Annotated in this window: 19 protein-coding genes; 5 read left to right on the forward strand and 14 right to left on the reverse strand. The window is 61.6% G+C overall.

What is annotated here, in order from left to right:
• Positions 1-168 precede the first annotated feature (168 nt).
• A complete protein-coding gene (locus ACA053_RS27640) occupies positions 169-1,224 on the reverse strand; it encodes an HAD family hydrolase (RefSeq protein WP_497314313.1) in 1,056 nt (351 codons plus the stop codon).
• A gap of 241 nt (positions 1,225-1,465) precedes the next feature.
• Between ACA053_RS27640 and ACA053_RS27645 the strand changes: the two genes are divergently transcribed.
• Positions 1,466-2,857: an L-cystine transporter gene (locus ACA053_RS27645; RefSeq protein ID WP_497314315.1), complete on the forward strand. Its 1,392-nt coding sequence runs from the start codon at positions 1,466-1,468 to the stop codon at positions 2,855-2,857.
• Between the two features lie 122 nt (positions 2,858-2,979).
• On the opposite strand, the gene ACA053_RS27650 is transcribed toward ACA053_RS27645, so the two are convergent.
• Positions 2,980-3,492 (reverse strand): dihydrofolate reductase, encoded by a 513-nt coding sequence (locus ACA053_RS27650; protein ID WP_109635646.1) that lies wholly within the window; start codon positions 3,490-3,492, stop codon positions 2,980-2,982.
• An 85-nt stretch (positions 3,493-3,577) separates the two neighbouring features.
• Between ACA053_RS27650 and ACA053_RS27655 the strand changes: the two genes are divergently transcribed.
• Together ACA053_RS27655 and ACA053_RS27660 are read left to right on the forward strand one after the other, a co-directional pair.
• Positions 3,578-4,957: a DUF2868 domain-containing protein gene (locus ACA053_RS27655; protein ID WP_497394130.1), complete on the forward strand. Its 1,380-nt coding sequence runs from the start codon at positions 3,578-3,580 to the stop codon at positions 4,955-4,957.
• Positions 4,950-6,326 carry a GTPase/DUF3482 domain-containing protein gene (locus ACA053_RS27660; RefSeq protein WP_497394131.1) on the forward strand — a complete coding sequence of 459 codons (1,377 nt, stop codon included), beginning with the start codon at positions 4,950-4,952 and terminating at the stop codon, positions 6,324-6,326. Before ACA053_RS27655 ends, ACA053_RS27660 begins: the two co-directional genes overlap by 8 nt.
• Before the next feature lie 118 nt (positions 6,327-6,444).
• On the opposite strand, the gene ACA053_RS27665 is transcribed toward ACA053_RS27660, so the two are convergent.
• The 8 genes from ACA053_RS27665 to ACA053_RS27700 all read right to left on the reverse strand — a co-directional run bounded on the left by ACA053_RS27665 (position 6,445) and on the right by ACA053_RS27700 (position 16,061).
• Positions 6,445-6,867: a hypothetical protein gene (locus ACA053_RS27665; protein ID WP_497394132.1), complete on the reverse strand. Its 423-nt coding sequence runs from the start codon at positions 6,865-6,867 to the stop codon at positions 6,445-6,447.
• 85 nt (positions 6,868-6,952) lie between these two features.
• The gene (locus tag ACA053_RS27670) at positions 6,953-7,519 is read right to left on the reverse strand and encodes a phosphonate degradation HD-domain oxygenase (RefSeq protein ID WP_497314322.1); all 567 of its coding nucleotides are present in this window, start codon (positions 7,517-7,519) and stop codon (positions 6,953-6,955) included.
• Entirely contained in the window at positions 7,519-8,652 is a 1,134-nt protein-coding gene (locus ACA053_RS27675; RefSeq protein WP_497394133.1) for a TIGR03364 family FAD-dependent oxidoreductase, read from the reverse strand. Before ACA053_RS27675 ends, ACA053_RS27670 begins: the two co-directional genes overlap by 1 nt.
• Before the next feature lie 143 nt (positions 8,653-8,795).
• On the reverse strand, positions 8,796-9,821 hold the full coding sequence (locus tag ACA053_RS27680; RefSeq protein WP_109635657.1) for a putative 2-aminoethylphosphonate ABC transporter substrate-binding protein: 1,026 nt from the start codon (positions 9,819-9,821) through the stop codon (positions 8,796-8,798).
• A gap of 41 nt (positions 9,822-9,862) precedes the next feature.
• Positions 9,863-11,587, reverse strand: a complete 1,725-nt coding sequence (locus tag ACA053_RS27685) for a putative 2-aminoethylphosphonate ABC transporter permease subunit (protein WP_497394134.1) — start codon at positions 11,585-11,587, stop codon at positions 9,863-9,865.
• On the reverse strand, positions 11,587-12,663 hold the full coding sequence (locus tag ACA053_RS27690; RefSeq protein ID WP_109635660.1) for a putative 2-aminoethylphosphonate ABC transporter ATP-binding protein: 1,077 nt from the start codon (positions 12,661-12,663) through the stop codon (positions 11,587-11,589). Before ACA053_RS27690 ends, ACA053_RS27685 begins: the two co-directional genes overlap by 1 nt.
• A gap of 226 nt (positions 12,664-12,889) precedes the next feature.
• Positions 12,890-13,753, reverse strand: a complete 864-nt coding sequence (locus ACA053_RS27695) for a LysR family transcriptional regulator (RefSeq protein ID WP_497314329.1) — start codon at positions 13,751-13,753, stop codon at positions 12,890-12,892.
• A 16-nt stretch (positions 13,754-13,769) separates the two neighbouring features.
• Positions 13,770-16,061, reverse strand: a complete 2,292-nt coding sequence (locus ACA053_RS27700) for a heavy metal translocating P-type ATPase (RefSeq protein WP_497394135.1) — start codon at positions 16,059-16,061, stop codon at positions 13,770-13,772.
• Positions 16,062-16,145: 84 nt separating this feature from the next.
• Between ACA053_RS27700 and cadR the strand changes: the two genes are divergently transcribed.
• Positions 16,146-16,595, forward strand: a complete 450-nt coding sequence (cadR, locus tag ACA053_RS27705) for a Cd(II)/Pb(II)-responsive transcriptional regulator (protein ID WP_497394136.1) — start codon at positions 16,146-16,148, stop codon at positions 16,593-16,595.
• A gap of 124 nt (positions 16,596-16,719) precedes the next feature.
• Here the strand turns inward: cadR and ACA053_RS27710 are convergent, their stop codons facing one another.
• The 3 genes from ACA053_RS27710 to ACA053_RS27720 all read right to left on the reverse strand — a co-directional run bounded on the left by ACA053_RS27710 (position 16,720) and on the right by ACA053_RS27720 (position 19,410).
• The gene (locus ACA053_RS27710; protein WP_497314335.1) at positions 16,720-17,691 is read right to left on the reverse strand and encodes a thymidylate synthase; all 972 of its coding nucleotides are present in this window, start codon (positions 17,689-17,691) and stop codon (positions 16,720-16,722) included.
• A 49-nt stretch (positions 17,692-17,740) separates the two neighbouring features.
• Complete coding sequence (lgt, locus tag ACA053_RS27715) at positions 17,741-18,553, reverse strand: prolipoprotein diacylglyceryl transferase (protein ID WP_497394137.1); 813 nt, start codon at positions 18,551-18,553, stop codon at positions 17,741-17,743.
• A gap of 74 nt (positions 18,554-18,627) precedes the next feature.
• The gene (locus ACA053_RS27720; RefSeq protein ID WP_109635669.1) at positions 18,628-19,410 is read right to left on the reverse strand and encodes a sulfite exporter TauE/SafE family protein; all 783 of its coding nucleotides are present in this window, start codon (positions 19,408-19,410) and stop codon (positions 18,628-18,630) included.
• 135 nt (positions 19,411-19,545) lie between these two features.
• On the opposite strand from ACA053_RS27720, the gene ACA053_RS27725 reads away from it, so the two are divergent.
• On the forward strand, positions 19,546-20,292 hold the full coding sequence (locus ACA053_RS27725) for an NRDE family protein (RefSeq protein WP_497314337.1): 747 nt from the start codon (positions 19,546-19,548) through the stop codon (positions 20,290-20,292).
• Positions 20,293-20,500: 208 nt separating this feature from the next.
• Here ACA053_RS27725 and ptsP read toward each other — a convergent pair whose 3' ends face one another.
• Positions 20,501-22,780, reverse strand: coding sequence for a phosphoenolpyruvate--protein phosphotransferase (ptsP, locus tag ACA053_RS27730; RefSeq protein WP_109635672.1), 2,280 nt, complete (start codon positions 22,778-22,780; stop codon positions 20,501-20,503).
• Position 22,781: the final 1 nt, after the last annotated feature.

Below are 22,781 nucleotides of genomic sequence, written 5' to 3' on the forward strand. Positions count from 1 at the left end.
GGAGCGGGCTTGCTCGCGAAGGCGGTGGGCCAGTCGACATCAATGTCGGATGTGACGGACCCATCGCGGGCAAGCCCGCTCCCACAGGGATCTTGGGTGTTCACACAATCTGTGATTCACCCGAAACCTTGTGGGAGCGGGCTTGCCCGCGATTGAAGCACCTCGGTCTTACTGAATTTCTTCAGGCTTGACGATCACCCAGTTCTTGTCCGCCGTCACGGGTAACCCTTCCTTGGCCTGAGCCGCGGCGTGCTTGGCCATCATGCCGTTAATCTGGGTCATGTATTTGTCCTTGCGGTTGACCCACAAGTGGATGCCGCCCTTGGCCACGTCGACGCTGTGGAACAGCATGAAACCGTCGCTGGTCGGAGTGTCGCCGCCCACCAGCACCGGTTTTTTCCATTCATCGATATAGGTCAGGATCGCCGCTTGTTTACCCGCCATCCAGGTTGCAGGGGTCCACAGGTACGGGGTCAGTTCGAGGCCGAGGTTGGCCTTCTCGTCATACTTGCCCGCGGTGATTTGCTTGCGCGCTGTGGTCAGTTCGCCGGACTTGGGGTCCTTGAGCAGCAGGCTCACGCCAATGACGTTTTGCGGTTTGACGTTGTAGCCGTACTTCGGATCGGAAGCGACCATGCGCACCAGCTCTTCGGAGGCGGCGGTCATCACGTAGACCTCGATGCCGTTCTCCATCAGCTTGTTGTAGAGCTCTTTCTGACCGGTGAAGATTTTCGGCGGGTTGACGTCGAGGTTCTTCACCACATCGCCTTCGTAATAAGTAGCCGGCACTGGTTTGCCCGAAGCCATCAGCTCATCGACGTAGCCTTTGAGTTCCTGGAGGGTGAAACCGGAGAACACTTGCGCGACCCATGGATAGCACACCATGTCGTCGAGTTCGCAGAGGCGGTAGTAGTAGCTGAACAGGCTTTCCTTGTGGTCGGCGGTGTCCTTGAACGGGATCAGTTTCAGGGAGGGATCGAGTTTGTCGCGGGTGATCAGGCCCTTGTTTTCCATGTACGGCAGCAACGACTCTTCGAGGTCGTAACGGTAACTGGTGTTGTCCATGTCGAACACCGCGTAGTTACCTTTGTTGGCGTTGGCCGCAATCATCGCGTCCAGCGCCTTGGCCTGATCGGCGGGCCAATGCTTTAGATCCGTGGCGAGTACCTGGCCGGCGAGGCCAAGACAGAGTGCGGCAACCAGAAATTTTGGTGCGAACTTCATCTTCATTTCTCCCTGATTCAAAGATATCGACGCTATCAAATTAGTGTGACAGTCCCCGTCTGCCTACGACCGCCCGCGTCCCTTCCGCGTCAGCTGCATCCCCGACAACGACATCCTCTTATTCCAAAAACGACAGTTAACAGACTTTTTTGATATTAATTCATTAGTTTTCAAGCTGTTAGGCTTGCCGGTTCGCAGCTGCCCCGGAAGGTGGCTGGCACAAGTCTCTCTCGGAGTTCACATGAATCTGCCGCTGATCCTCAATCTGCTGGTATTCCTCGCCCTGCTCTTTGGCTTGGCGCAAACCCGTCATACGGCGTGGAGCTTAGCTAAAAAAGTCCTGCTCGCATTGGTGTTGGGCGTGGTGTTCGGTGTGGCGCTGCACACGATTTACGGTGCCGGCAACCCGGTGCTGAAAGCCTCGATCGGCTGGTTCGATCTGGTGGGCAACGGTTACGTGCAGTTGCTGCAAATGATCGTCATCCCGCTGGTGTTCGCCTCGATCCTCAGCGCCGTGGCCCGTCTGCACAACGCCTCGTCGCTGGGCAAGATCAGCTTCCTGACCATCGGCACGCTGCTGTTCACCACTGCCATCGCGGCGCTGATCGGTATCGGCCTGACCAACCTCTTCGGTCTGACCGCCGAAGGCCTGGTGGCCGGCACGCAGGAAATGGCCCGTCTGCAAACCATTCAGAACGACTACGCGGGCAAGGTTGCCGACCTGAATGTGCCGCAGCTGCTGCTGTCGTTCATTCCGCAAAACCCGTTCGCCGACCTCGCTCGCGCCAAGCCAACCTCGATCATCAGCGTAGTGATCTTCGCGGCGTTCCTCGGTGTCGCGGCGCTGCAACTGCTCAAGGACGATGTCGAGAAAGGTCAGAAAGTGATCAACGCCATCGACACATTGCAAGCCTGGGTGATGCGCCTGGTGCGCCTGGTGATGAAGCTGACCCCGTACGGCGTCCTGGCGCTGATGACCAAAGTGGTCGCCGGTTCCAACCTGCAAGACATCATCAAGCTCGGCAGTTTTGTGGTGGTTTCCTACATCGGCCTGGGCCTGATGTTTGTGGTCCATGGCCTGCTGGTGTCGGCGGCCGGGATCAACCCGCTGCGGTTCTTTCGCAAGATCTGGCCGGTGCTGACGTTTGCGTTCACCAGCCGTTCGAGCGCGGCGACGATTCCGCTGAGCATCGAAGCGCAGACCAGCCGCCTGGGTATCCCGCAGTCCATCGCCAGTTTCGCCGCGTCGTTCGGCGCGACCATTGGCCAGAACGGCTGTGCCGGTCTGTACCCGGCGATGTTGGCGGTGATGGTGGCGCCGACTGTCGGCATCAACCCGCTGGACCCGCTGTGGATCGCGACGCTGGTGGCGATTGTGACCTTGAGTTCGGCCGGTGTGGCGGGCGTGGGCGGTGGCGCGACGTTTGCTGCGCTGATCGTGCTGCCGGCGATGGGCTTGCCGGTGTCATTGGTGGCGTTGCTGATTTCGGTTGAGCCGCTGATCGATATGGGCCGCACGGCGTTGAACGTGAGTGGTTCGATTACGGCGGGGGCGATTACCAGCCAGATGATGCAGCAGACGGATAAAGAGCTGCTGGGGGCGGATGAGCATGCGGAGTTGGCGCACGCTTAAATTCTTCAGCGTCTGATCTGGCCTCATCGCCAGCAGGCTGGCTCCCACAGGGATTTGGGGTGTTCACACAATCTGTGTTTCACCTCAAACCCACTGTGGGAGCCAGCCTGCTGGCGATGCTTTCAGGCCTTTTCCCAAACTTCAAAGTTGTACGCTGGTTTGTCGCCTTCGGCCGGATTCGGGGTGTTGGACACCAATGTCCACTGCGTCAAATCAAACTCCGGAAACCACGCGTCCCCTTCCGGGCTCAACGCCACGCGCGTCAAATACAGCCGATCCGCCTGCGCCAACCCCTGCGCATATAACTGCGCCCCGCCAATCAACATCACCTCATCGACGCCCTGCTCGTTCGCCCATTCCTGCGCGCGAACCACGGCCGCCTCCAGCGACGGATAAACTTCCGCGCCTTCCAGCACCAGGTCCGCCTGACGGCTGACCACGATGTTCAACCGGCCCGGCAGGGGACGACCGAGGGAATCCCAGGTCTTGCGACCCATGATGATCGGCTTGCCGAGGGTGGTGGCCTTGAAGTATTTGAAGTCCCCCGGCAAGTGCCAGGGCATGCTGTTGTCGACGCCGATCACACGGTTTTCACCGAGGGCTGCGATCAGGCTGAGGGGGAGTGATTTAGTCATGCCGGCGAGGATACCAGAGCCTCCCGTACCCCGATAAGCGCCACAGCGGTTATGCTCACAGCTCAATTGAGCGACGGGATGCTGCGTGACTGAACTGACTCCACTGCAAAACCTCTGGCTGACCGAGACGGTGCGCCTGCGTGAAGAACACGCCGGCCCCCTGGATGATCTGGAAGCCAACCGACTGGCCCGCAGCGCCGGCGGAGACCTGCCGACGCGGATTCAGCGTCGGGCGGGGTGGCTGGCCGAACGCGACGGCTTGGCCGACGCCCTCAAACATTGGCTGCAAGGCGCGCGACTGGCGCTGATCGTCATGGCAGTGCTGGCCATCGTCAGTGGCGCGGGCCTGGCATTCGCCGCGCTGGGTGACGGCCAGACACCGGTGAATGTGTTCTGGGCCCTGGGCAGTCTGCTGGGGCTCAATCTGATTCTGCTGTTGAGCTGGGCATTGGGCCTGGTGTTTGCCGGTGAACACGGCGCCAGCCTCGGACGCTTGTGGCTGTGGCTCAGCGAAAAACTCGCTCGCGATGCCAAAGCCGCGCAACTGGCGCCGGCCCTGCTGCTGTTATTGCAGCGACGCAAACTCAATCGCTGGGCGATCGGCGCGCTGGTCAACGGCTTGTGGTTGCTGGCGATGCTCAGCGCCCTGGCAATCTTGCTGACGTTGATGGCGACCCGGCGCTACGGCTTTGTCTGGGAAACCACCATTCTGCGCGGCGACACCTTCGTCGCCATGACCCAGGCTCTCGGCGCGCTGCCGGCGTTGCTCGGTTTCAGCGTACCGAGCGTGGAGATGATCCGCGCCAGTGGCGATGCTGCGCTGAACATCGAAAGCGCCCGTCAGGCCTGGGCCGCATGGCTGGTCGGCGTGTTGCTGGTCTACGGCGTGTTGCCGCGTCTGCTGCTGGCGCTGTTCTGCCGCTGGCGCTGGACCTCCGGCCAAGCCGCGTTGCGCCTGGATTTGAACCTGCCCGGTTATGCCCAACTGCGCGAACGCCTGATGCCCACCAGCGAACGCCTCGGCATCAGCGATGCCGCGCCTGCGCAACTGCATCGTGTCGAAAGCGGCGTCAGTGAGCAGCAAAGCGACGGCGCGTTGCTGGTGGCCATCGAGCTGGACGATCAACGCCCGTGGCCGCCGCAACTGCCGAAAACCGTGAACAACGCCGGCATCCTCGACAGTCGCGAATCGCGCAACAAACTGCTCGAACAGTTGAGTCGTTTCCCTCCGGCACGCCTGGCGATTGCCTGCGATCCGCGTCGCTCACCGGACCGTGGCAGCCTGGCCCTGATCGCCGAACTGGCGCGCAATGCCGCCGCCACTCGGGTCTGGCTGCTGCAAGCGCCGCCCGGCGAAGCACTGGATGCCGAACGCCTCGGCGACTGGCACGTGGCGCTGCAACAGCTGGACCTGCCGTTCGCCGATTGCGTGCCTGTGAACTGGCTGGAGACCGGCCATGACTAATGCCTGGAAAGCGCCCTTGAAGCTGGCCGTGGTCGGCCACACCAACGTCGGCAAAACCTCGTTGCTGCGCACCCTCACCCGGGATGTCGGTTTCGGCGAAGTGTCCCATCGCCCCAGCACCACCCGCCACGTCGAAGGCGCGCGGTTGTCGGTGGACGGCGAGCCGTTGCTCGATCTCTACGACACGCCTGGCCTTGAAGACGCCATCGCCCTGCTCGACTATCTCGAACGCCTGGAACGTCCCGGCGAACGCCTCGACGGCCCGGCACGGCTGGCCCGATTCCTCGAAGGCAGCGAAGCCCGCCAGCGCTTTGAACAGGAAGCCAAAGTGCTGCGGCAATTGCTCGCCTCGGACGCCGGCCTGTATGTGATCGATGCCCGGGAGCCGGTTCTGGCCAAGTACCGCGACGAACTGGAAGTGCTGGCCAGTTGCGGCAAACCACTGCTGCCGGTACTGAATTTCGTCAGTAGCGCCAACCATCGCGAGCCGGATTGGCGTGAAGCCCTGGCACGCTTGGGCCTGCATGCCCTGGTGCGTTTCGACAGCGTTGCACCGCCCGAGGATGGCGAGCGTCGCCTCTATGAAAGCCTCGCCCTGTTGCTGGAAAACTCCCGCGAACAACTGGAGCGCCTGATCGCCGATCAACAGGCTCAACGCCTGGCCCGTCAGCAAAGTGCGGCGCGGTTGATTGCCGAGTTGCTGATCGATTGCGCCGCGTGCCGGCGCAGTGTGGTCAGCGATGCGGAACAGGAACAGCAGGCCATCAACGAGCTGCGCAAAGCCGTTCGCCAACGGGAGCAGCGTTGCGTTGAAGGCTTGCTCAAGCTTTATGCCTTCCGCCCACAGGACGCGGCGGCCAGTGATCTGCCGCTGCTCGATGGCCGTTGGGGCGATGATTTGTTCAACCCGGAAACCCTCAAGCAATTGGGTGTTCGAGTCGGTGGCGGTATCGCTGCCGGTGCGGCCGCCGGTGCCGGGGTCGACTTGCTGGTGGGCGGCCTGACCCTTGGCGCAGCGGCGCTGGCCGGTGCGATTGCTGGCGGCGCCCTGCAAACCGCGCGCAGTTATGGCAGCCGGCTGATGGGCAAGATCAAGGGCCAGCGAGAATTGACGGTCGACGACAGCGTGTTGCGGCTGTTGGCCCTGCGTCAGCGGCAGTTGCTGCAAGCGTTGAACGTGCGCGGGCATGCGGCGATGGACAGCATCCAGGTGGCCACGCCGCAGGACAAGACCTGGCGCGAAGGCAAACTGCCCGAAGCCCTGAACAAGGCCCGGGCGCATCCGCAGTGGTCGTCACTGAATCCGCAGGCGAAGTTGAGTCAGGCGGAGCGGCAGGAGCAGATAGAGGCGTTGGCGCAGCAGCTATAAACCCTGGTGATTGTGGTGCCTGGGCTGACCTCATCGCGAGCAGGCTCGCTCCCACAGTTGGAATGCGTTCCCCTGTGGGAGCTAGCCTGCTAGCGATGGCTGCGACTCGGTTTCGCGGTCATGCGCTGATCTTCAAGAACTCCCGCACCAGCGCCCTGACCCGGTTGCGATCCGTGCGATCCGCCCGCCCGTCATTGTCCACATCCGAAGCCAATATCAGCTCGAACACCCCGTCGTTATCCAGATCACGGACGGCGGCTTTATAGGCAATCACTGGCCCTTCATGAAAATGCAGGCGCACCGTTTCAGGCGTGCTGTCTGCGGATGGATTCTGCGAGAAGATGCGCAAGTGACGCGCCTCGCCTTCACCGCTGTTGAACCAGGCACACTTCAAATAGGTGTTACCCAAAGCCTTGAGGCGCTGCCGGTCAGTCTCTGTCGCCTCACGCGGCATTTGCTCCTCTTCATGAAACCGGAAACGAACCGTATCCGCCGCCCCTGCCCCGCTTCGATCCTGTGCAATCACTTCCAAATAACGCATCCGTGCACTTCCTTGCGAAAAGCCCAGACTGAGCTGTTGCCGCAAGGTAATCGATCCGCCGTTTCGCTATTACCTGTGAGACAACTCAACGCGACTCGCCGGACAAGAGGTTCACTGCCTTGCGCTTCAACACCTCGAGATCCATCACCGGCACCCACTGCTCCTTGGCCAACTCATCCCACTGCCGCATGCGCAAACTGACTTTGCACAATGGGTCCTGTTCGAAGGCTTCAGCCTCGGCAGCCGTCATCACCCCGCCTTGATATTCCAGGGTCCGGCGGCTGGCTTCGCTCAATCGTTCGTAGTACCCGGGCTCTTTGAGCGTCAGATAACGCTTGGCCTGAACGTGGTATTCCACCAGCCGCGCCAGGCGCTCGCTGAAACCTGCACGACGCAAGTAATCGGCGCCCAGACGCTCGTGGCTGACCACGCCGAAGCCGCCCATGTTCTCGGCGCTCTCGCCGCAGATATGCCCGATGTCGTGGAAGAACGCGGCCAACACCACTTCATCATCAAAGCCTTCGGCCATGGCCAGTTCGGCCGCCTGGGACATGTGTTCGATCTGCGACACCGGCTCGCCGATGTAATCGCTGTCGCCAAAGCGCTCGTACAAACCGAACACCTCAGCGATTACTCGTTCATGACGCACCATCAGCCTTCCCCCAACAATTGAGCGACATTGCGTTCGGCCATCGCCGGCCCGACGCTCATGCCGACGCCGGTGTGCATCAGCGCCACGCTCACACCGGGCATCGGCCGCAGGAACGAGAACGGCGCCGGCCCTCGTGAACCATAGACACCCTGCCAGCGTTCGACCACTTGCACCTTGCAGCCGAGGGTTTGTTCAGCGAGTTCGATCATCCAGTTATCCACTTGCTCGGCATTGAACGGCGATGGATCGCGGCCGTAATGGTGGGAGTCGCCGATGATCAATTCACCATAAGGCGTCGGGCTGATCAGCAGGTGGATGCCGTTTTCATGCAGGTGCAGTTCCTCGCGCAGGATTTGCGCCTGCACCGCCGCCGCTTCCGGCAGATCGGCGAAGGCGCCGTAGTGCACGCAACTTAACCCGGTGAGCAATGCGTGTTGCAGATTGAGGTTGATCTGCGGTCGGGCGCGGAGCATTTGCAGGCGGCAGATTTGCGGGTTGAGCGCGGCGATCGGCTCGGCCAGCAAGGTCTGATAGTCGTGGCCGGAGCAGACGATGATCTGCTCGGCGCTGAAGGTGCCGGCGGTGCTGTGCAGGCGACCCGGTTCGATGTCGCGCACCAGGGTGGAGAAGTGAAACTCGACGCCGAGTTCGCGGCGCAGGTAGTCGATCAACGCCGCAATCGCTTCGCGGGAATACAGTTGTTGATCGTCCAGGCCGTGCAACGCGGCGCGGTGATGGCGGAACTGGCCACCGTAGAGATCGCGTAAAGCAGCACCGCGCAGCAGGTCGACGCGGTAACCGTGTTCCACGGCGCGGCCGGTGCAGAAAGCTTCGAGCAGGTGTTCTTCGGCTTCGGTGCGGGCGAACAGGTACGAGCCGTTGCGCTTGAGTTGCAAGCCGGCCCGTTGTGCCCATTGGCCCCAGATGTCGCGGCTGGCCCTGGCCAGTTCGAGCATCGGGCCCGGGGGTTGGCCGGTGACGAGGGCTTGGCCGAAATTGCGGACCGAGGCGCCCAAGGGGGTTTCGCTACGTTCGAAAACCGCGACTTTGAGACCGCGCCTGGCGGCGGCGTAGGCGTGGGACAGGCCGAGAATGCCGGCGCCTACGATCAGCATGTCGTTGTGTTGTGTCATGTGGATTTGTCCTGAATTCAAAGCCGCCATCGCTGGCAAGCCAGCTCCCACAGGGTCTCTGGTGTTCACAAAACCTGTGTTCACCCTGAATCCCTGTGGGAGCTGGCTTGCCAGCGATGGGGCCCTGTCAGCCGATAGAGATCTTACTTGGCAGCCACTTTCTCGGACTTGCCGTCATACCGCTTGCGCCACTCGGTCAGGATCTCGTCGCGATGCTTCGACGCCCAGGCAAAGTCGTTCTTGATCAGACGTTGCTCATAATCCGCCGGCAATTCGGTCTGCGGCTTGGCGATCCCCGGCTGCGCGAGCACCGCGAAGTTTTCCTTATAAAGCTCCATCGCCGCCGGGCTGGCCGAGAAGTCAGCCAGTTTCTTCGCGGCGTCTTCATGCGGTGTGCCCTTGATCACAGCGGTCGCTTCGATCTCCCAGCCCAGGCCTTCCTTCGGCAGGATGATGTCCAGCGGTGCGCCCTGGCGCTTCAACTGAACAGCCGGGTATTCGAAGGAAATGCCGATCGGAAACTCTCCCGCCGCCGCCAGTTTGCAAGGCTTGGAACCGGAGTGAACGTACTGGCCGATGTTCTGGTGCAGGTCGTCCATGTACTGCCAGCCCTGCTTCTCGCCGAAGGTCTGCAGCCAGGCGCTGACGTCGAGGAAGCCGGTGCCGGACGAGGCCGGGTTGGGCATCACGATTTTGCCTTTGTACTCAGGCTTGGTCAGGTCCTGCCAGCTCACCGGTTTGGTCAAACCCTGCTTTTCGGCTTCGACCGTGTTGAAGCAAATGGTCGCGGCCCAGACGTCCATGCCGACCCAGGCGGGCGGGTTGGCCGCGTCGCGGTAGTTGCCGCCGATCTTGCCCAGGTCTTTCGGCGCATAGCTTTGCAGCATGCCTTGCTGATCGAGAATCGCCAGGCTCGAGGCCGCTAGGCCCCAGACTGCGTCAGCCTGTGGACGGGCTTTTTCGGCCAGCAGTTTGGCGGTGATGATCCCGGTGGAATCGCGCACCCACTTAATCTCGATGTCCGGGTTGGCTTTTTCGAAGGCTTCTTTGTAGGTCTTCAGTTGCTCGGCTTCGAGGGCGGTGTACACCGTCAACTCGGTTGGCGCCGCGAAGGCGTTCAGGCTGAAAGCGGTGAGGACAGCAGCGGCCAGGGCCAGGGGCTTGAACATGATCTTTTCCTGTTTTGAGTTGAGGTTTGCGGGATGGGGAATCAATTGCCAGGCGCGGTCTGCCGCCAGGCCTGAGAGCGGCGCAGCAACCCGCGCGAAGCCCAGGCCAGCAGCAGGGACACGCCCGCCGAGGTAAAGAGAATCAGGGTCGACATCGCCGCCGCGCCGCCGACGTTGCCGGCATCGTCCATGTTCAGCACCGCCACCGCCGCGAGGATGGTGTCGGGGCTGTAGAGGAAGATCGCCGCCGAGACGGTGGTCATGGCCGAGACGAACAGGTAGCGCACGATGTCCAGCAGCGCCGGCAGGCAGATGGGCACGGTGACCCGCAGGTAGTGCCGATACAGCGGCGCCTTGAGCGACAGTGCGGCGGCTTCGAACTCGGCGTCGAGCTGGCGCAGCGCCGTGGTCGCGGTCATTTGCGCGGTGGTCAAATAGTGAGCAATGGTGCAGACCACCAGCAGGGTCATGGTCCCGTAGAGCACATGCAGCGGGTTGCCGCTGAGGTTGAAGAAAAAAACGTAACCCAGGCCCAGCACCAGACCTGGCACCGCCATCGGTACGAAACTGAGCATGCGCAGGGTCAGGTTCAGTCCGCGCTGGCCCTTGGTTTTTTCCATCAGGTAGGCGCCGGTGAAAATCAGCACGCTGCCGATCAACGCCGTGCCCAAGGCCATCTTCACGCTGTTGCCGTAGGCCAGCCAACCACCGCCCGCGGTGTCGTTGAACTGGTAGTGGTTGAGCGACAGCGACAGGTTGTACGGCCAGAATTTCACCAGTGAGGAGAACACCGCCATGCCGAACACCAGCAGCAACACCGCGCAGATCAGCAGCACGATGACCAGGTAGCAACCGTCCCGCAGCTTCGACGGTGCCGGTTGAAACACCTGAGCCCGGCCGCTCATGGAATCGCCGTGACGTCGACGCAACCAGGCATCGACCCCGAAACTGAATAGTGCCGGCAGTAACAGAACCATACCGATCAAAGCGCCGCGACCGAATTGCTGCTGGCCGACCACCGCTTTGTAGGCCTCCAGCGCCAGCACTTGATAATCGCCACCGACCACCACGGGCACGCCGAAGTCAGTGATGGTCAGGGTGAACACCAGACAAAACGCCGCGAACACGGCCTGACGCGTTGCCGGCCAAGTAATGCTGCGAAAGGCCCTTGCCGGACTGGCGCCCATACTGGAGGCGGCATCGAACAGTCGCGCATCCGCCAGGGAAAGCGCCGACAGAAGAATCATCAAGGCGTGTGGGAAGGTGTAGATGACCTCGCCCAGAACGATGCCCCAGAAGCCGTAGATATTGTCCGAGAGCAAACCGCGCAGCATGCCCTGGTTGCCGAACAGATAAACCAGCGCAATCCCCGGCAACATCGACGGCGCCATCAAGGGCAGCAGCGACATCCCGCGCCAGATGCCTTTGCCGGGAATCAACGTGCGTTGCAGCGCGTAGGCAAACAGGTAGGCCAGCGGTACGACAATCGCCGCGACGCTGAGGGACACTTTCAAACTGTTGCCCAGCAACCAGTGGAAGTTCGCACTGGTCACCAGTTCACGAGCCGCGACCAGGCCGCCACCCTGCCCCGCTTCCGAGCTGAAACCGCGCCAGAAGATCGCCAGCAACGGCATCAACACCGCGATGCCAAGCAACACCAATAAAAGGACTTTGCCACCGACCACGAACACCCGGTCGCCGATCTCGGCACGGGAGGTCTGCCGAACCTGCTTGTGCGGTATCGGCAGCGCGATGTTCGCGCTCATCAGGCAAACACCTGCAGGCTGCGTGGCGGCAAGGCGACCATGATCTGCTGCGCGCCAAGACGCGGCATGGCTTCCGGTGCCAGTTCCGCCAGCAAGGCGTGGCCGGGCAGTTGATCGAGTTCGAAGCTCATGCGGCAGCGGTTGCCGAGGAAGGTGATTTCGCGAACCTTGGCCGGAAACAGGTTTTCTTCGTGTACCGGCGGGTTGACGTTGATCGCCTCCGGGCGGCAGAACAGACGGCCCGACGTGGTTTTGGCGCTGCCATCCACCAGGCGCATGCTCATTCCGCCGACCTGGGCGTGGCTGTCGCTGCTGCGGCTGAATGGCAGCCAGTTGCCCTGGCCGACAAACTCCGCCACAAACGGTGTGGCCGGGCGGTCGTAGATTTCCTGCGGCGTGGCGTACTGCTCGACCTTGCCGTTGTTCATCACGGCGATGCGGTCGGCCATCAGCATGGCCTCGTCCTGATTGTGCGTGACCATCAGGGTGGTGACGCCGAGGTTGCGCTGCAATTGGCGCAGTTCGGTGCACAGATGCTCGCGAACCCGGGCGTCGAGGGCCGACATGGGTTCGTCGAGCAACAACAAGGACGGCGCTGGCGCCAATGCCCGAGCCAGTGCCACACGCTGCTGTTGGCCGCCAGACAATTGGCCGGGGTATTTTTTCTCGCTGCCGGTCAGGCCGACCAGTTCCAGCATCTGACCCACGCGTTTTCGCACTTCATCGCGACCACTGCCAGCGAGGCCGTAGGCAATGTTCGCTTCGACGGTGAGATTGGGGAACAGCGCGTAGGACTGGAAGAGAATGCCGTAGTCCCGCGCCTGGGGTGCCAAGTGGGAAACGTCGCGATCGCCGAGGTACAACTCGCCGCTGTCCTGTTTCTCCAGACCGGCGATGCAGCGCAGCAAGGTGGTTTTGCCACAGCCCGACGGGCCCAGCAGACACACCAGCTCACCGGCGGCGACGTCGAGGGAAACATTGTCCAGCGCGGTGAAGGCACCAAAGCGTTTCTGCACGCCGCGCACTTTCATCGGCGCGCCGGGGTTGGTCAGGGCAGTTGTGATCGAGTGGTTCATGGACGGACCTCATCAAGCAGATGAGAGCCATCCTAGGTTTGTAATGCGTCGGTCATGTGGCAGTGAGGCAAAAACGGCTGATAGTGGTATTCGGGGATTTGGGTTGATTGAAAGAGCAGTGAGTAACCCGTGGCGAGGGGATTTATCCCCGTTGGGCAGCGAAGCGGCCCTAAAATCTGCGACTGCTGCGCAGCCGAACGGGGATAAATCCCCTCGCCACGGGGGTCTATGCCGGCGCCATTTCCTGCGCCAACCCCAGAAACGCCGCCGGCAACCGCGCGCCTTTGCGTTCCTTCAGGCAGTACAAATACTCCGGAATCTGCGGTGCATTCTCAATCGTCAGCACCCGCAGTTGCGGGTCATGCGGCACTTCCTGCCGGGCAATGATGCTGATGCCGATGTTACGCAGCACCGCCTCGCGAATCGATTCACGGCTGCCAATCTCCAGCAACGGCCCGAAACTCACCCCGGCGCTGGCCAGTAACTCTTCGGTCAATCGCCGAGTCGTAGAACCCGACTCGCGCATCAGCAACGTATGCCCGGCCAGCGCACTCAACGTCACGTGATCATGCACCGCCAGCGGATGATTGCGATGCACCGCCAGCACCAGCGGATCGCTGCCGAGCACCCGGCGAATCAGCCGCGCATCGTCGAGCAACTGCGACGACGCCGCGACATCCACCCTGTAATCCTCCAGCGCTTCGAGCACTTGCTGGGAGTTACCGATCTCCACCGACACTTCCACCTGCGGCAAGCGCTCGCGAAAGGTCTTCACCAGGTCGAGGATGTAATACGGCGCGGTGGCGGCGATGCGCAGCGTGCCCTGGACCTGACCGCTGTTGCGCAGGAAAAACTCGATGTCGGCTTCCTGCTGCAACAGCGCCTTGACCATCGGCAGCAACCGCGCGCCTTCATCGCTGACGCTGAGGCGGCGGCCGCCACGGTAGAACAGCTCCACCGAGTACTGGCTTTCCAGATTACGGATCTGCGTGGTCACCGTAGGCTGGCTCAGGCCGAGCTTTTTTGCCGCCAAGGTGATGCTGCCCAGTCGGGCCACCATGTAAAACGCCTTCAGCTCGGCACTCAGCACACCCGTTCCTCATCGCTTATTTGCGCAGCAGGCGCAAACCGTTGAACACCACCAACAGGCTCACGCCCATGTCGGCAAACACCGCCATCCACATGGTGGCGATCCCGGCGAAGGTTACCCCAAGAAAGATCGCCTTGATGACCAACGCGAGGGCGATGTTCTGTTTGAGGATACTCGACGTCTGCCGCGACAGACGAATGAACGCAGGGATCTTGCGCAGATCGTCGTCCATCAGGGCGACATCGGCGGTCTCGATAGCGGTATCGGTGCCGGCCGCCGCCATGGCGAAACCGATCTCGGCCCGGGCCAGCGCCGGCGCATCGTTGATGCCGTCGCCGACCATGCCGACGCGATGACCCTGTGCATAAAGCGCCTCGATGGCTTGCAGCTTGTCGGTCGGCAGCAGATCGCCCTTGGCCTCGTCGATGCCGACTTGTGCAGCAATCGCCTGAGCCGTGTGGACGTTGTCGCCGGTCAGCATCAGGGTTTTGATGCCCAGGTCGTGCAGTTGCTGGATCGCTTCGCGGCTGGATTCTTTCACCGTATCGGCCACGGCAAACAGCGCCAGCGGGCCGGACGTGTCGAGCAACAACACCACGGACTTGCCTTGTTTTTCCAGCGCGAACAGCTTCTCTTCCAGCGCTGGCGAACACAGGCCAAGATCTTCCACCAGGCGATGGTTGCCCAGGTGGTAGACCTGACCATTGATCTCACCGCGAACACCGCGACCGGCCAACGCTTCGAAGTTATCCACAACGAGCGACACAGATTGTTTATCCACAGCCGCATTGGCGATGGCCAACGACACCGGGTGATCCGAGCGGCCGGCCAGGGCTGCCGCAATCGCCGGGGCGGTACCGTCAGCGGTGGGATCAAGCGACAAATAATCGGTCTGCACCGGTTTGCCGTGGGTGATGGTGCCGGTCTTGTCCAGCGCCAGGTAATCGAGCTTGTAACCGCCCTCCAGGTAAACACCGCCCTTCACCAGGATGCCTTTGCGCGCCGCGGCCGCGAGGCCGCTGACGATGGTCACCGGGGTGGAAATCACCAACGCGCAGGGGCAAGCGACGACCAGCAACACCAGCGCCCGGTAGATCCAGTCGAACCAGACGGCGCCCATGAACAGCGGCGGAATCACGGCGACGGCGAGGGCCAGCAGGAATACCGCAGGGGTATAGATTTTCGAGAACTGATCGACGAAGCGCTGGGTCGGTGCTCTCGCGCCCTGGGCCTGCTCCACGGCGTGGATGATCCGCGCCAGGGTCGAGTTATTGGCCGCAGCGGTCACGGTGTATTCCAGCGAGCCCGCCTGGTTGATGGTGCCGGCGAAGACTTTATCGCCCACGGTCTTCTCGATCGGCAGGCTTTCGCCGGTGATCGGCGCCTGATCGATGGTCGAACTGCCCGACACCACTTCACCGTCCAGGCCAATCCGCTCGCCGGGACGCACCCGCACGCGCACACCGAGTTCGATGGTCTTGACGTCTTGCTCGACCCAACTGCCGTCGGCTTGCTGCACCGTCGCCTGTTCCGGGGTCATCTGCATCAGGCCGCCAATGGCGTTGCGCGCCCGGTCCAGGGATTTGGCTTCGATCAATTCGGCCACGGTGAATAGAAACATCACCATCGCCGCTTCCGGCCATTGTCCAATCAGGATCGCACCGGTCACAGCGATGCTCATCAGCGCATTGATGTTCAGATTGAGGTTCTTGAGTGCGATCCAGCCTTTCTTGTAAGTGGTGAGGCCGCCACTGAGGATCGAAATCAGTGCGATGATGGCCACCACCCAAATCGGTGCGGCGTCGGTGAAGTGGATCACTTCTGCAGCCAGCGCACCCACGCCGGACATCGCCAGGGGCCACCAGTGTTTTTTCTCGGGGATCGGTGCTGGCGCTTCGCTGCCCTGCTCCATCGGTTCGGCCACCATGCCCAGCGACTTGATCGCCTCGATAATCGGCGCAGTGCTCGGCAGGTCATGGGTCACGCCCAGGACCCGATTGATCAGGTTGAATTCCAGTTGCTGCACACCCGCGAGCTTGCCCAGTTTGTTCTGGATCAGCGTCTGCTCCGTCGGGCAATCCATCGCGTCGATGCGAAAACTGCTCAACCGTGCGCCGTCAGTCGGCTTGTCGCTCAACTTGATCAGCGAAGGCGCTGCCACTTTTGAGGAACAGCAAGAGTCTCCATGCCCGCCATGCTTATGCTTCTGCACAGGCTGCAGCTTGTGGCTGTGATCGTGATCGTGATCGTGATCGTGATCGTGATCGTGACCAGCCTCGGGTTTGTGGGTGTGAAGGGAATCGCTCATTGGTTGCGTCCATGAAGGTGCCTGTTGCCAAGTAAAGACCCTGTAGCCACTATAGGGTCAAGCACCTATTTGGAGATTGTCGTCATGAAGATCGGAGAACTGGCGAAACTCAATGACTGCGCCGTCGAAACCATCCGCTACTACGAGCGTGAAAACCTGCTGCCGGAACCGGCCCGCAGCGACGGCAACTACCGCGTCTACACCCAGGCCCACGCCGAACGCCTGACCTTCATCCGCAACTGCCGCACCCTCGACATGACCCTCGAAGAGATCCGCAGCCTGCTGGCCCTGCGCGACAGTCCGCAGGATCAATGTGAAAGCGTGAATGCGTTGATCGACGAGCATATCCATCACGTGAAGGCGCGGATCGATGGGTTGATTGCGTTGCAGACACAACTGCTCGACCTGCGCCAACGCTGTGGTGAGGGGCCGGATATTGATCAGTGCGGGATTTTGCAAAGGCTGGAAGTGAGTGGCGGGGTTGTGACGACGGAGGTGGAGCATTCTCATGTCGGCCGAAGCCACGGCCATTGAGCCCAACACAGAACCCAAGGTGGGAGCTAGCCTGCTAGCGATAGCGGTTTTTCAGTCACATCATTACTGGATGTGCCGTCGCTATCGCTAGCAGGCTAGCTCCCACGGGGTATTGCGTGCTACATCAGACCGCCATCGGCGCGGTCATCGGTGGGTGATGCTCATAACCCTCAAGCGAAAAATCGCTCGGCTCGATTAACTCCAGCCACTCCGGCTGATACTCACCGGTCTTGGCAAACTCCGGCACTCGATCACTGATCACCAGCTTCGGCATCGGGAACGGCTCGCGCTTGAGCTGTTCATTGAGCATGTCCAGGTGGTTTTCGTAGACGTGGGCATCACCGATGAAATAGGTGAACCAGCGTGGCGTGTAGCCGGTCAGGCGACCGATCAGGCTCAGCAACGCAGCGCCTTCGGTGAGGTTGAACGGCGTGCCCAGGCCCAGGTCGTTGGAGCGGATGTAGAGGGTCAAAGAAATCTCTTTGGTCTCGACATTCGGGTGGAACTGGTACAGCAGATGGCACGGCGGCAAGGCCATTTCATCGAGCTGCGCAACGTTCCAGCCATGGAACAGGATGCGGCGGCTGCCCGGGTCTTTGATGATGGTGTCGACGCACTGGCGGATCTGGTCGATCGCCTTGTACAGCACCACGTAAGCCTGACCGTCCTCTTCGCCTTCGGCAATCTGACGATAGCCTTGGCTCAGGGTCTGCTCGATGGCAGCCTGGTTGCTGACCGGGATCTGTTTGTACGCCGGCCATTTGCGCCATTGCACGCCGTATATCTCGCCGAGGTCGTCTTCGCCCTGACGGAACGGATTGGCCAGCCACTGCGCATTTTCGTTAGCGTTCTGATCCCAGACCTTGCAGCCCAGCGCACGGAATTCGGCGGCGTTGTTCACCCCGCGCAGAAAACCACACATCTCGCCGATGGCCGATTTGAAGGCCATCTTGCGCGTGGTGATCGCCGGGAAACCTTCCTTCAGGTCATAACGCAGCATCGCGCCAGGGAAACTGATGGTATTCACGCCGGTGCGGTTGGCCTGTTTGGTGCCGTTCTTGATGACGTGGGCGACCAGTTCGAGATATTGCTTCATGAATTACCTGTGTCCTTGAACCCGGGGGTCGTCACCCCGGGATTCGAATTTATACGGCTGCAGCCGGAGTCGCCGGGGCGCGGTGATACGCCAGCCAGATCAGGAACAGCCCGCCGACGATCATCGGTACGCACAGTACCTGGCCCATGGTCAGCCAGTTCCAGGCCAGATAGCCCAGTTGCGCGTCCGGTACACGGACGAATTCGACGATGAAACGGAAGATGCCGTAGAACAGCGCGAACATCCCGGACACCGCCATGGTCGGCCGCGGCTTGCGCGAGAACAACCAGAGGATGGCGAACAGCGCCACGCCTTCGAGGGCGAACTGATACAGCTGCGACGGGTGGCGCGGCAGCTGCGCCGGATCGCTGAACGGCGGGAAGATCATCGCCCACGGCACGTCGGTCGCCTTGCCCCACAACTCGGCGTTGATGAAGTTGCCGATGCGCCCGGCGCCCAGGCCGATCGGCACCATCGGCGCGACGAAGTCCATCAGCTGGAAGAACGACTTGTTGTTCTTCTTGCCGAACCACAACGCTGCCAGCATCACGCCGATGAAGCCGCCGTGGAACGACATGCCGCCCTTCCAGACCTCGAAAATCAGCGTCGGGTTGGCCAGGTAAGCGTGCAGATCGTAGAACAGCACATAACCCAGGCGACCGCCGACGATAACGCCCATCGACATCCAGAAGACCATGTCGGAGAGTTTCTCCTTGGTCCAGTTCGGGTCGAAACGGTTGAGCCGGCGCGATGCCAGCAGCCACGCACCGCCGATGCCGATCAGGTACATCAGACCGTACCAGTGGATTTTCAGCGGACCGATGGCCAGGGCCACCGGGTCGATCTGCGGGTAAGGCAGCATTGCGACTCCTTGTTAGAGTTGAACCAGAATTCCCGGGCGACGCTGTCACCTCAGGATTAAGCCAGCATTTCGGGCTAGAGAAGGAAGCTCAGGCCTACGCAGAACAGCAAAGCGGCAAACAACCTTTTCAGCAACTTCGGCGACAGCCTGTGGGCCAGTCGCGCGCCGAGACGGGCGAACACCATGCTGGTCAGGGCAATCCCCAGCAGCGCCGGCAAATAAATAAAACCGAGACTATGGGCCGGCAGCAGCGGATCGTGCCAGCCCAGAATCATGAAACTTAATGCACTGGCCAAGGCGATGGGCAGACCGCACGCCGACGAAGTCGCCACGGCTTGCTGCATCGGCACGCTGCGCCAGGTCAGGAACGGCACGGTCAACGAGCCGCCGCCAATGCCGAAAATCGCCGAGGCCCAGCCAATCACACTGCCGGCCACGGTGAGACCGAGTCTGCCGGGCACCGTTCGACTGGCCTTGGGTTTGACGTCCAGCGCCAGTTGCGCGGCGATGATCAGCGCAAACACACCGATGATCTTTTGCAGGTTCGGGCCGGAAATCGCTTCGGCCGTCAGCGCCCCGAAACCGGCGCCCATCAGAATGCCCACGGTCATCCACACGAATATCGGCCAACGCACGGCGCCGCGACGGTGATGTTCGCGGACCGCATTGACCGACGTAAAGATGATCGTCGCCAGGGACGTGCCGACCGCCAGGTGGGTCAGGATCGAAGCGTCGAAGCCCTGCAAGGTGAAACTGAACACCAGCACCGGGACGATGATGATCCCGCCGCCAACCCCGAACAGCCCGGCCAGCACGCCTGCACAGGCGCCCAGCGCCAGATAGAGCAGAAATTCCATGGCCGTCCTTATACGCTTCTCAAAAAAAGCACCCGCATAGTAACGGATGCAGGGGGCACGGCTCCACTATGCAAGGCGATGGATCGACAAGCGACGACTGCGTAGAGTGGGCAAAAAACACACAAGGACCACCTTATGTGCCTGATTGTTTTTGCCTGGCGACCGGGCCACACCCAGCCGCTGATCGTGGCGGCCAACCGCGACGAGTTCTATGCCCGGCCCAGCCAGCCTCTGGCGCAATGGCCGCACGCACCGCACGTTTACGCCGGTCGCGACCTGGAAGCCGGCGGCACCTGGCTCGGTATCGGGGCCAACGGGCGCTTTGCTGCGCTGACCAATATTCGCGATCCGCACCAGCCTCCTTCGCGAAAATCCCGGGGTGAGCTGGTGGCGGGTTTCCTCTTGGGCAACATGCCGATTGATGATTACTTGAACGACATTGTCGGACGCTCGCTGGAATATGCCGGGTTTAATCTGCTGATCGGTAATGCCAACGAACTGTGGCACTTCAATGCGCGCGAGTCTGAGGCGGTGATGCTGCCACACGGGGTTTATGGGTTGTCGAATGCCGGACTGGATACACCGTGGCCAAAACTGCTCAAGGCACGGGCGGCGTTGGAGGGAGTGTTGGAAGATCCGCAGCCAGAGGCATTACTGGCGTTGCTGAATGATCCGCAGACCGCACCGTTTGCCGAGCTGCCGGATACCGGGGTGGGGTTGGCGACCGAGACGTTGTTGTCGAGTGTGTTTATTGCCAGTCCCACGTATGGGACGCGGGCGAGTACGGCGTTGATTGTTCAGGCGGACGGGACGCGGCATATGGTCGAACGGAGTTTCGGGCCATATGGGGGGCATTTGGGGGAGGTTGAGGTGCGGGTTTAGATTGTGAGGTGTCAGTTAGAACCACCCCTCACCCTAACCCTCTCCCCAAGGGGTAGAGGGGACTGACCGAGGTGTTCTTTCGAGCTACATCGACCTGAGATATCGAGTCGAACTCATATTAGAACAGCATGAAGATCGGCCCCCTTTCCCCCTCTCCCCTCTGGGGAGAGGGCTGGGGTGAGGGGTCGATTTTAGAGGCGCCGTAGGTTTAGAGAGCCTTGACCGCAGCCGGATTGACCATCTTCGCCAACCCAAGGTTCTTCAGCGCCAATTGCAGCGAGCTGTGGATAACTTGCGGATTGTCGATGGTCATCAGCTCGGCCAGCAATTCCTTGGCCTTGCTCAGGTTGACCTGACGCAGCATCCACTTCACTTTCGGCAGGTTGGTGGCGTTCATCGACAGGCTGTCGAAGCCCATCGCCATCAACAGCACCGCCGCCGCCGGGTCACCGGCCATCTCGCCGCAGATGCTCACGGGCTTGCCTTCGGCATGCGCGTCACGCACCACGCTCTGCAGGGCTTGCAGCACCGCCGGATGCAGGTAGTCGTAGAGGTCGGCAACCCGCGGGTTGTTTCGATCCACTGCCAGCAGGTACTGGGTCAGGTCGTTGGAGCCGACCGACAGAAAGTCCACTTGCCGCGCCAGCTCCTTGGTCTGATAAACCGCCGCCGGAATCTCGATCATCACGCCGATCGGCGGCATGGGCACATCGCAGCCTTCGTCGCGGACTTCGCCCCAGGCCCGGTGAATCAGGTGCAAGGCTTCTTCGAGTTCATGGGTGCCGGAGATCATCGGCAGCAGAATCCGCAGGTTGTTCAGGCCTTCGCTGGCCTTGAGCATCGCGCGGGTCTGCACCAGGAAGATTTCCGGGTGGTCGAGGGTGACGCGAATGCCGCGCCAGCCGAGGAACGGGTTGTCTTCCTTGATCGGGAAGTACGACAGCGACTTGTCACCGCCGATGTCCAGGCTGCGCATGGTCACCGGTTGCGGGTGGAACGCGGCGAGTTGCTCGCGATAGATCGCCAGCTGCTCCTTTTCGCTCGGGAACCTCTGGTTGATCATGAACGGCACTTCGGTGCGGTACAGACCGACGCCTTCGGCGCCACGCTTCTGCGCTCGCGCCACGTCCGCCAGCAGGCCGGTGTTGACCCACAGCGGCATGCGATGGCCATCGAGGGTCACGCACGGCAAGTCGCGCAGGGAGTCGAGACCGAGCGCCAGTTGTTTCTCTTCCTCCACCACTTCGGCGAACTGCTTGCGCAGCACGTCGCTGGGGTTGGTGTAGACCTCGCCGCGATTGCCATCGACGATCAATTCAATGCCGTCGACCTTGGCATAAGGCAGGTCGACCAGGCCCATCACCGTCGGGATGCCCATCGCCCGGGCGAGAATCGCGACGTGGGAGTTGCCTGAACCGAGGACCGAGACCAGGCCGACCAGCGTGCCTTCCGGCACCTCGCCGAGCATCGCCGGCGTCAGTTCTTCGCTGACCAGAATGGTTTTTTCCGGGTAGATCAGGTTCTGCTGACGCTCTTCCTGCAAGTAGGCGAGCAAGCGGCGACCGAGGTCCTTGACGTCCGAGGCGCGCTCACGCAGGTAGGCGTCGTCCATCAATTCGAAGCGGTTGACGTGCTCGGTGACCACCTGGCGCAACGCGCCCTGGGCCCACTGACCGGTCTTGATCACCGTGGTCACTTCGTTGCCCAGCGCTTCATCGGCGAGCATCATCAGGTAGACGTCGAACAAGGCCCGCTCTTCAGGGCGCAGCTGCGAGGCTAACTTGGCGGACAACGCACGCATGTCGGCGCGCACGCCTTCGATGGCGGTCTTGAACAGCCCGAGTTCGGCTTCGATATCGGTGATGGTCTTGTCGGGCACCACGTCCAGATCGGCCGGCGGCAGCATGACCACCGCGGTCCCGACCGCCGCACCCGGCGAACCCGGTACGCCGACGAACTTGGCTTCCTGGATGCCTTTGCCCTGACGGCCCAGGCCACGGATCGAACCGGTGGCTTCGGCGTGGGCGATAACACCGGCAAGCTGCGCGCTCATGGTCACGAGGAAGGCTTCTTCACCTTCATCGAACTGGCGGCGTTCTTTTTGCTGGATGACCAACACGCCGACGACGCGGCGGTGGTGAATGATCGGCGCCCCGAGGAAGGAGGCGTAGCGCTCCTCGCCGGTTTCGGCGAAGTAACGATAGCGCGGGTGATCCGCGGCGTTTTCGAGGTTCAGGGGTTCTTCGCGCGTGCCGACCAGGCCAACCAGACCTTCGTTGGGCGCCATGCTGACTTTGCCGATCGAGCGCTTGTTCAAGCCCTCGGTCGCCATCAGCACAAAGCGGTTGGACTCAGGGTCAAGCAGGTAGACCGAGCAGACCTGGCTGCCCATGGCCTCTTTGACGCGCAACACAATAATCCCCAACGCCGCCTTGAGATCCTTGGCGGAGTTAACTTCCTGGACGATCTTGCGCAGCGTATTGAGCATG

The organism is Pseudomonas sp. LBUM1672 (genome assembly GCF_059695655.1).

Coding starts and splice junctions, on each gene's coding strand:
- ACA053_RS27710 (WP_497314335.1), bottom strand. CDS start 17,691: ATGAAGCAATATCTCGAACTGGTCGCCCACGTCATCAAGAACGGCACC.
- lgt (WP_497394137.1), bottom strand. CDS start 18,553: ATGCTGCCTTACCCGCAGATCGACCCGGTGGCCCTGGCCATCGGTCCG.
- ACA053_RS27650 (WP_109635646.1), bottom strand. CDS start 3,492: ATGACTAAATCACTCCCCCTCAGCCTGATCGCAGCCCTCGGTGAAAAC.
- ACA053_RS27660 (WP_497394131.1), top strand. CDS start 4,950: ATGACTAATGCCTGGAAAGCGCCCTTGAAGCTGGCCGTGGTCGGCCAC.
- ACA053_RS27700 (WP_497394135.1), bottom strand. CDS start 16,061: ATGAGCGATTCCCTTCACACCCACAAACCCGAGGCTGGTCACGATCAC.
- ACA053_RS27690 (WP_109635660.1), bottom strand. CDS start 12,663: ATGAACCACTCGATCACAACTGCCCTGACCAACCCCGGCGCGCCGATG.
- ACA053_RS27640 (WP_497314313.1), bottom strand. CDS start 1,224: ATGAAGTTCGCACCAAAATTTCTGGTTGCCGCACTCTGTCTTGGCCTC.
- ACA053_RS27645 (WP_497314315.1), top strand. CDS start 1,466: ATGAATCTGCCGCTGATCCTCAATCTGCTGGTATTCCTCGCCCTGCTC.
- ACA053_RS27720 (WP_109635669.1), bottom strand. CDS start 19,410: ATGGAATTTCTGCTCTATCTGGCGCTGGGCGCCTGTGCAGGCGTGCTG.
- ACA053_RS27665 (WP_497394132.1), bottom strand. CDS start 6,867: ATGCGTTATTTGGAAGTGATTGCACAGGATCGAAGCGGGGCAGGGGCG.
- ACA053_RS27670 (WP_497314322.1), bottom strand. CDS start 7,519: ATGGTGCGTCATGAACGAGTAATCGCTGAGGTGTTCGGTTTGTACGAG.
- cadR (WP_497394136.1), top strand. CDS start 16,146: ATGAAGATCGGAGAACTGGCGAAACTCAATGACTGCGCCGTCGAAACC.
- ptsP (WP_109635672.1), bottom strand. CDS start 22,780: ATGCTCAATACGCTGCGCAAGATCGTCCAGGAAGTTAACTCCGCCAAG.
- ACA053_RS27725 (WP_497314337.1), top strand. CDS start 19,546: ATGTGCCTGATTGTTTTTGCCTGGCGACCGGGCCACACCCAGCCGCTG.
- ACA053_RS27680 (WP_109635657.1), bottom strand. CDS start 9,821: ATGTTCAAGCCCCTGGCCCTGGCCGCTGCTGTCCTCACCGCTTTCAGC.
- ACA053_RS27675 (WP_497394133.1), bottom strand. CDS start 8,652: ATGACACAACACAACGACATGCTGATCGTAGGCGCCGGCATTCTCGGC.
- ACA053_RS27685 (WP_497394134.1), bottom strand. CDS start 11,587: ATGAGCGCGAACATCGCGCTGCCGATACCGCACAAGCAGGTTCGGCAG.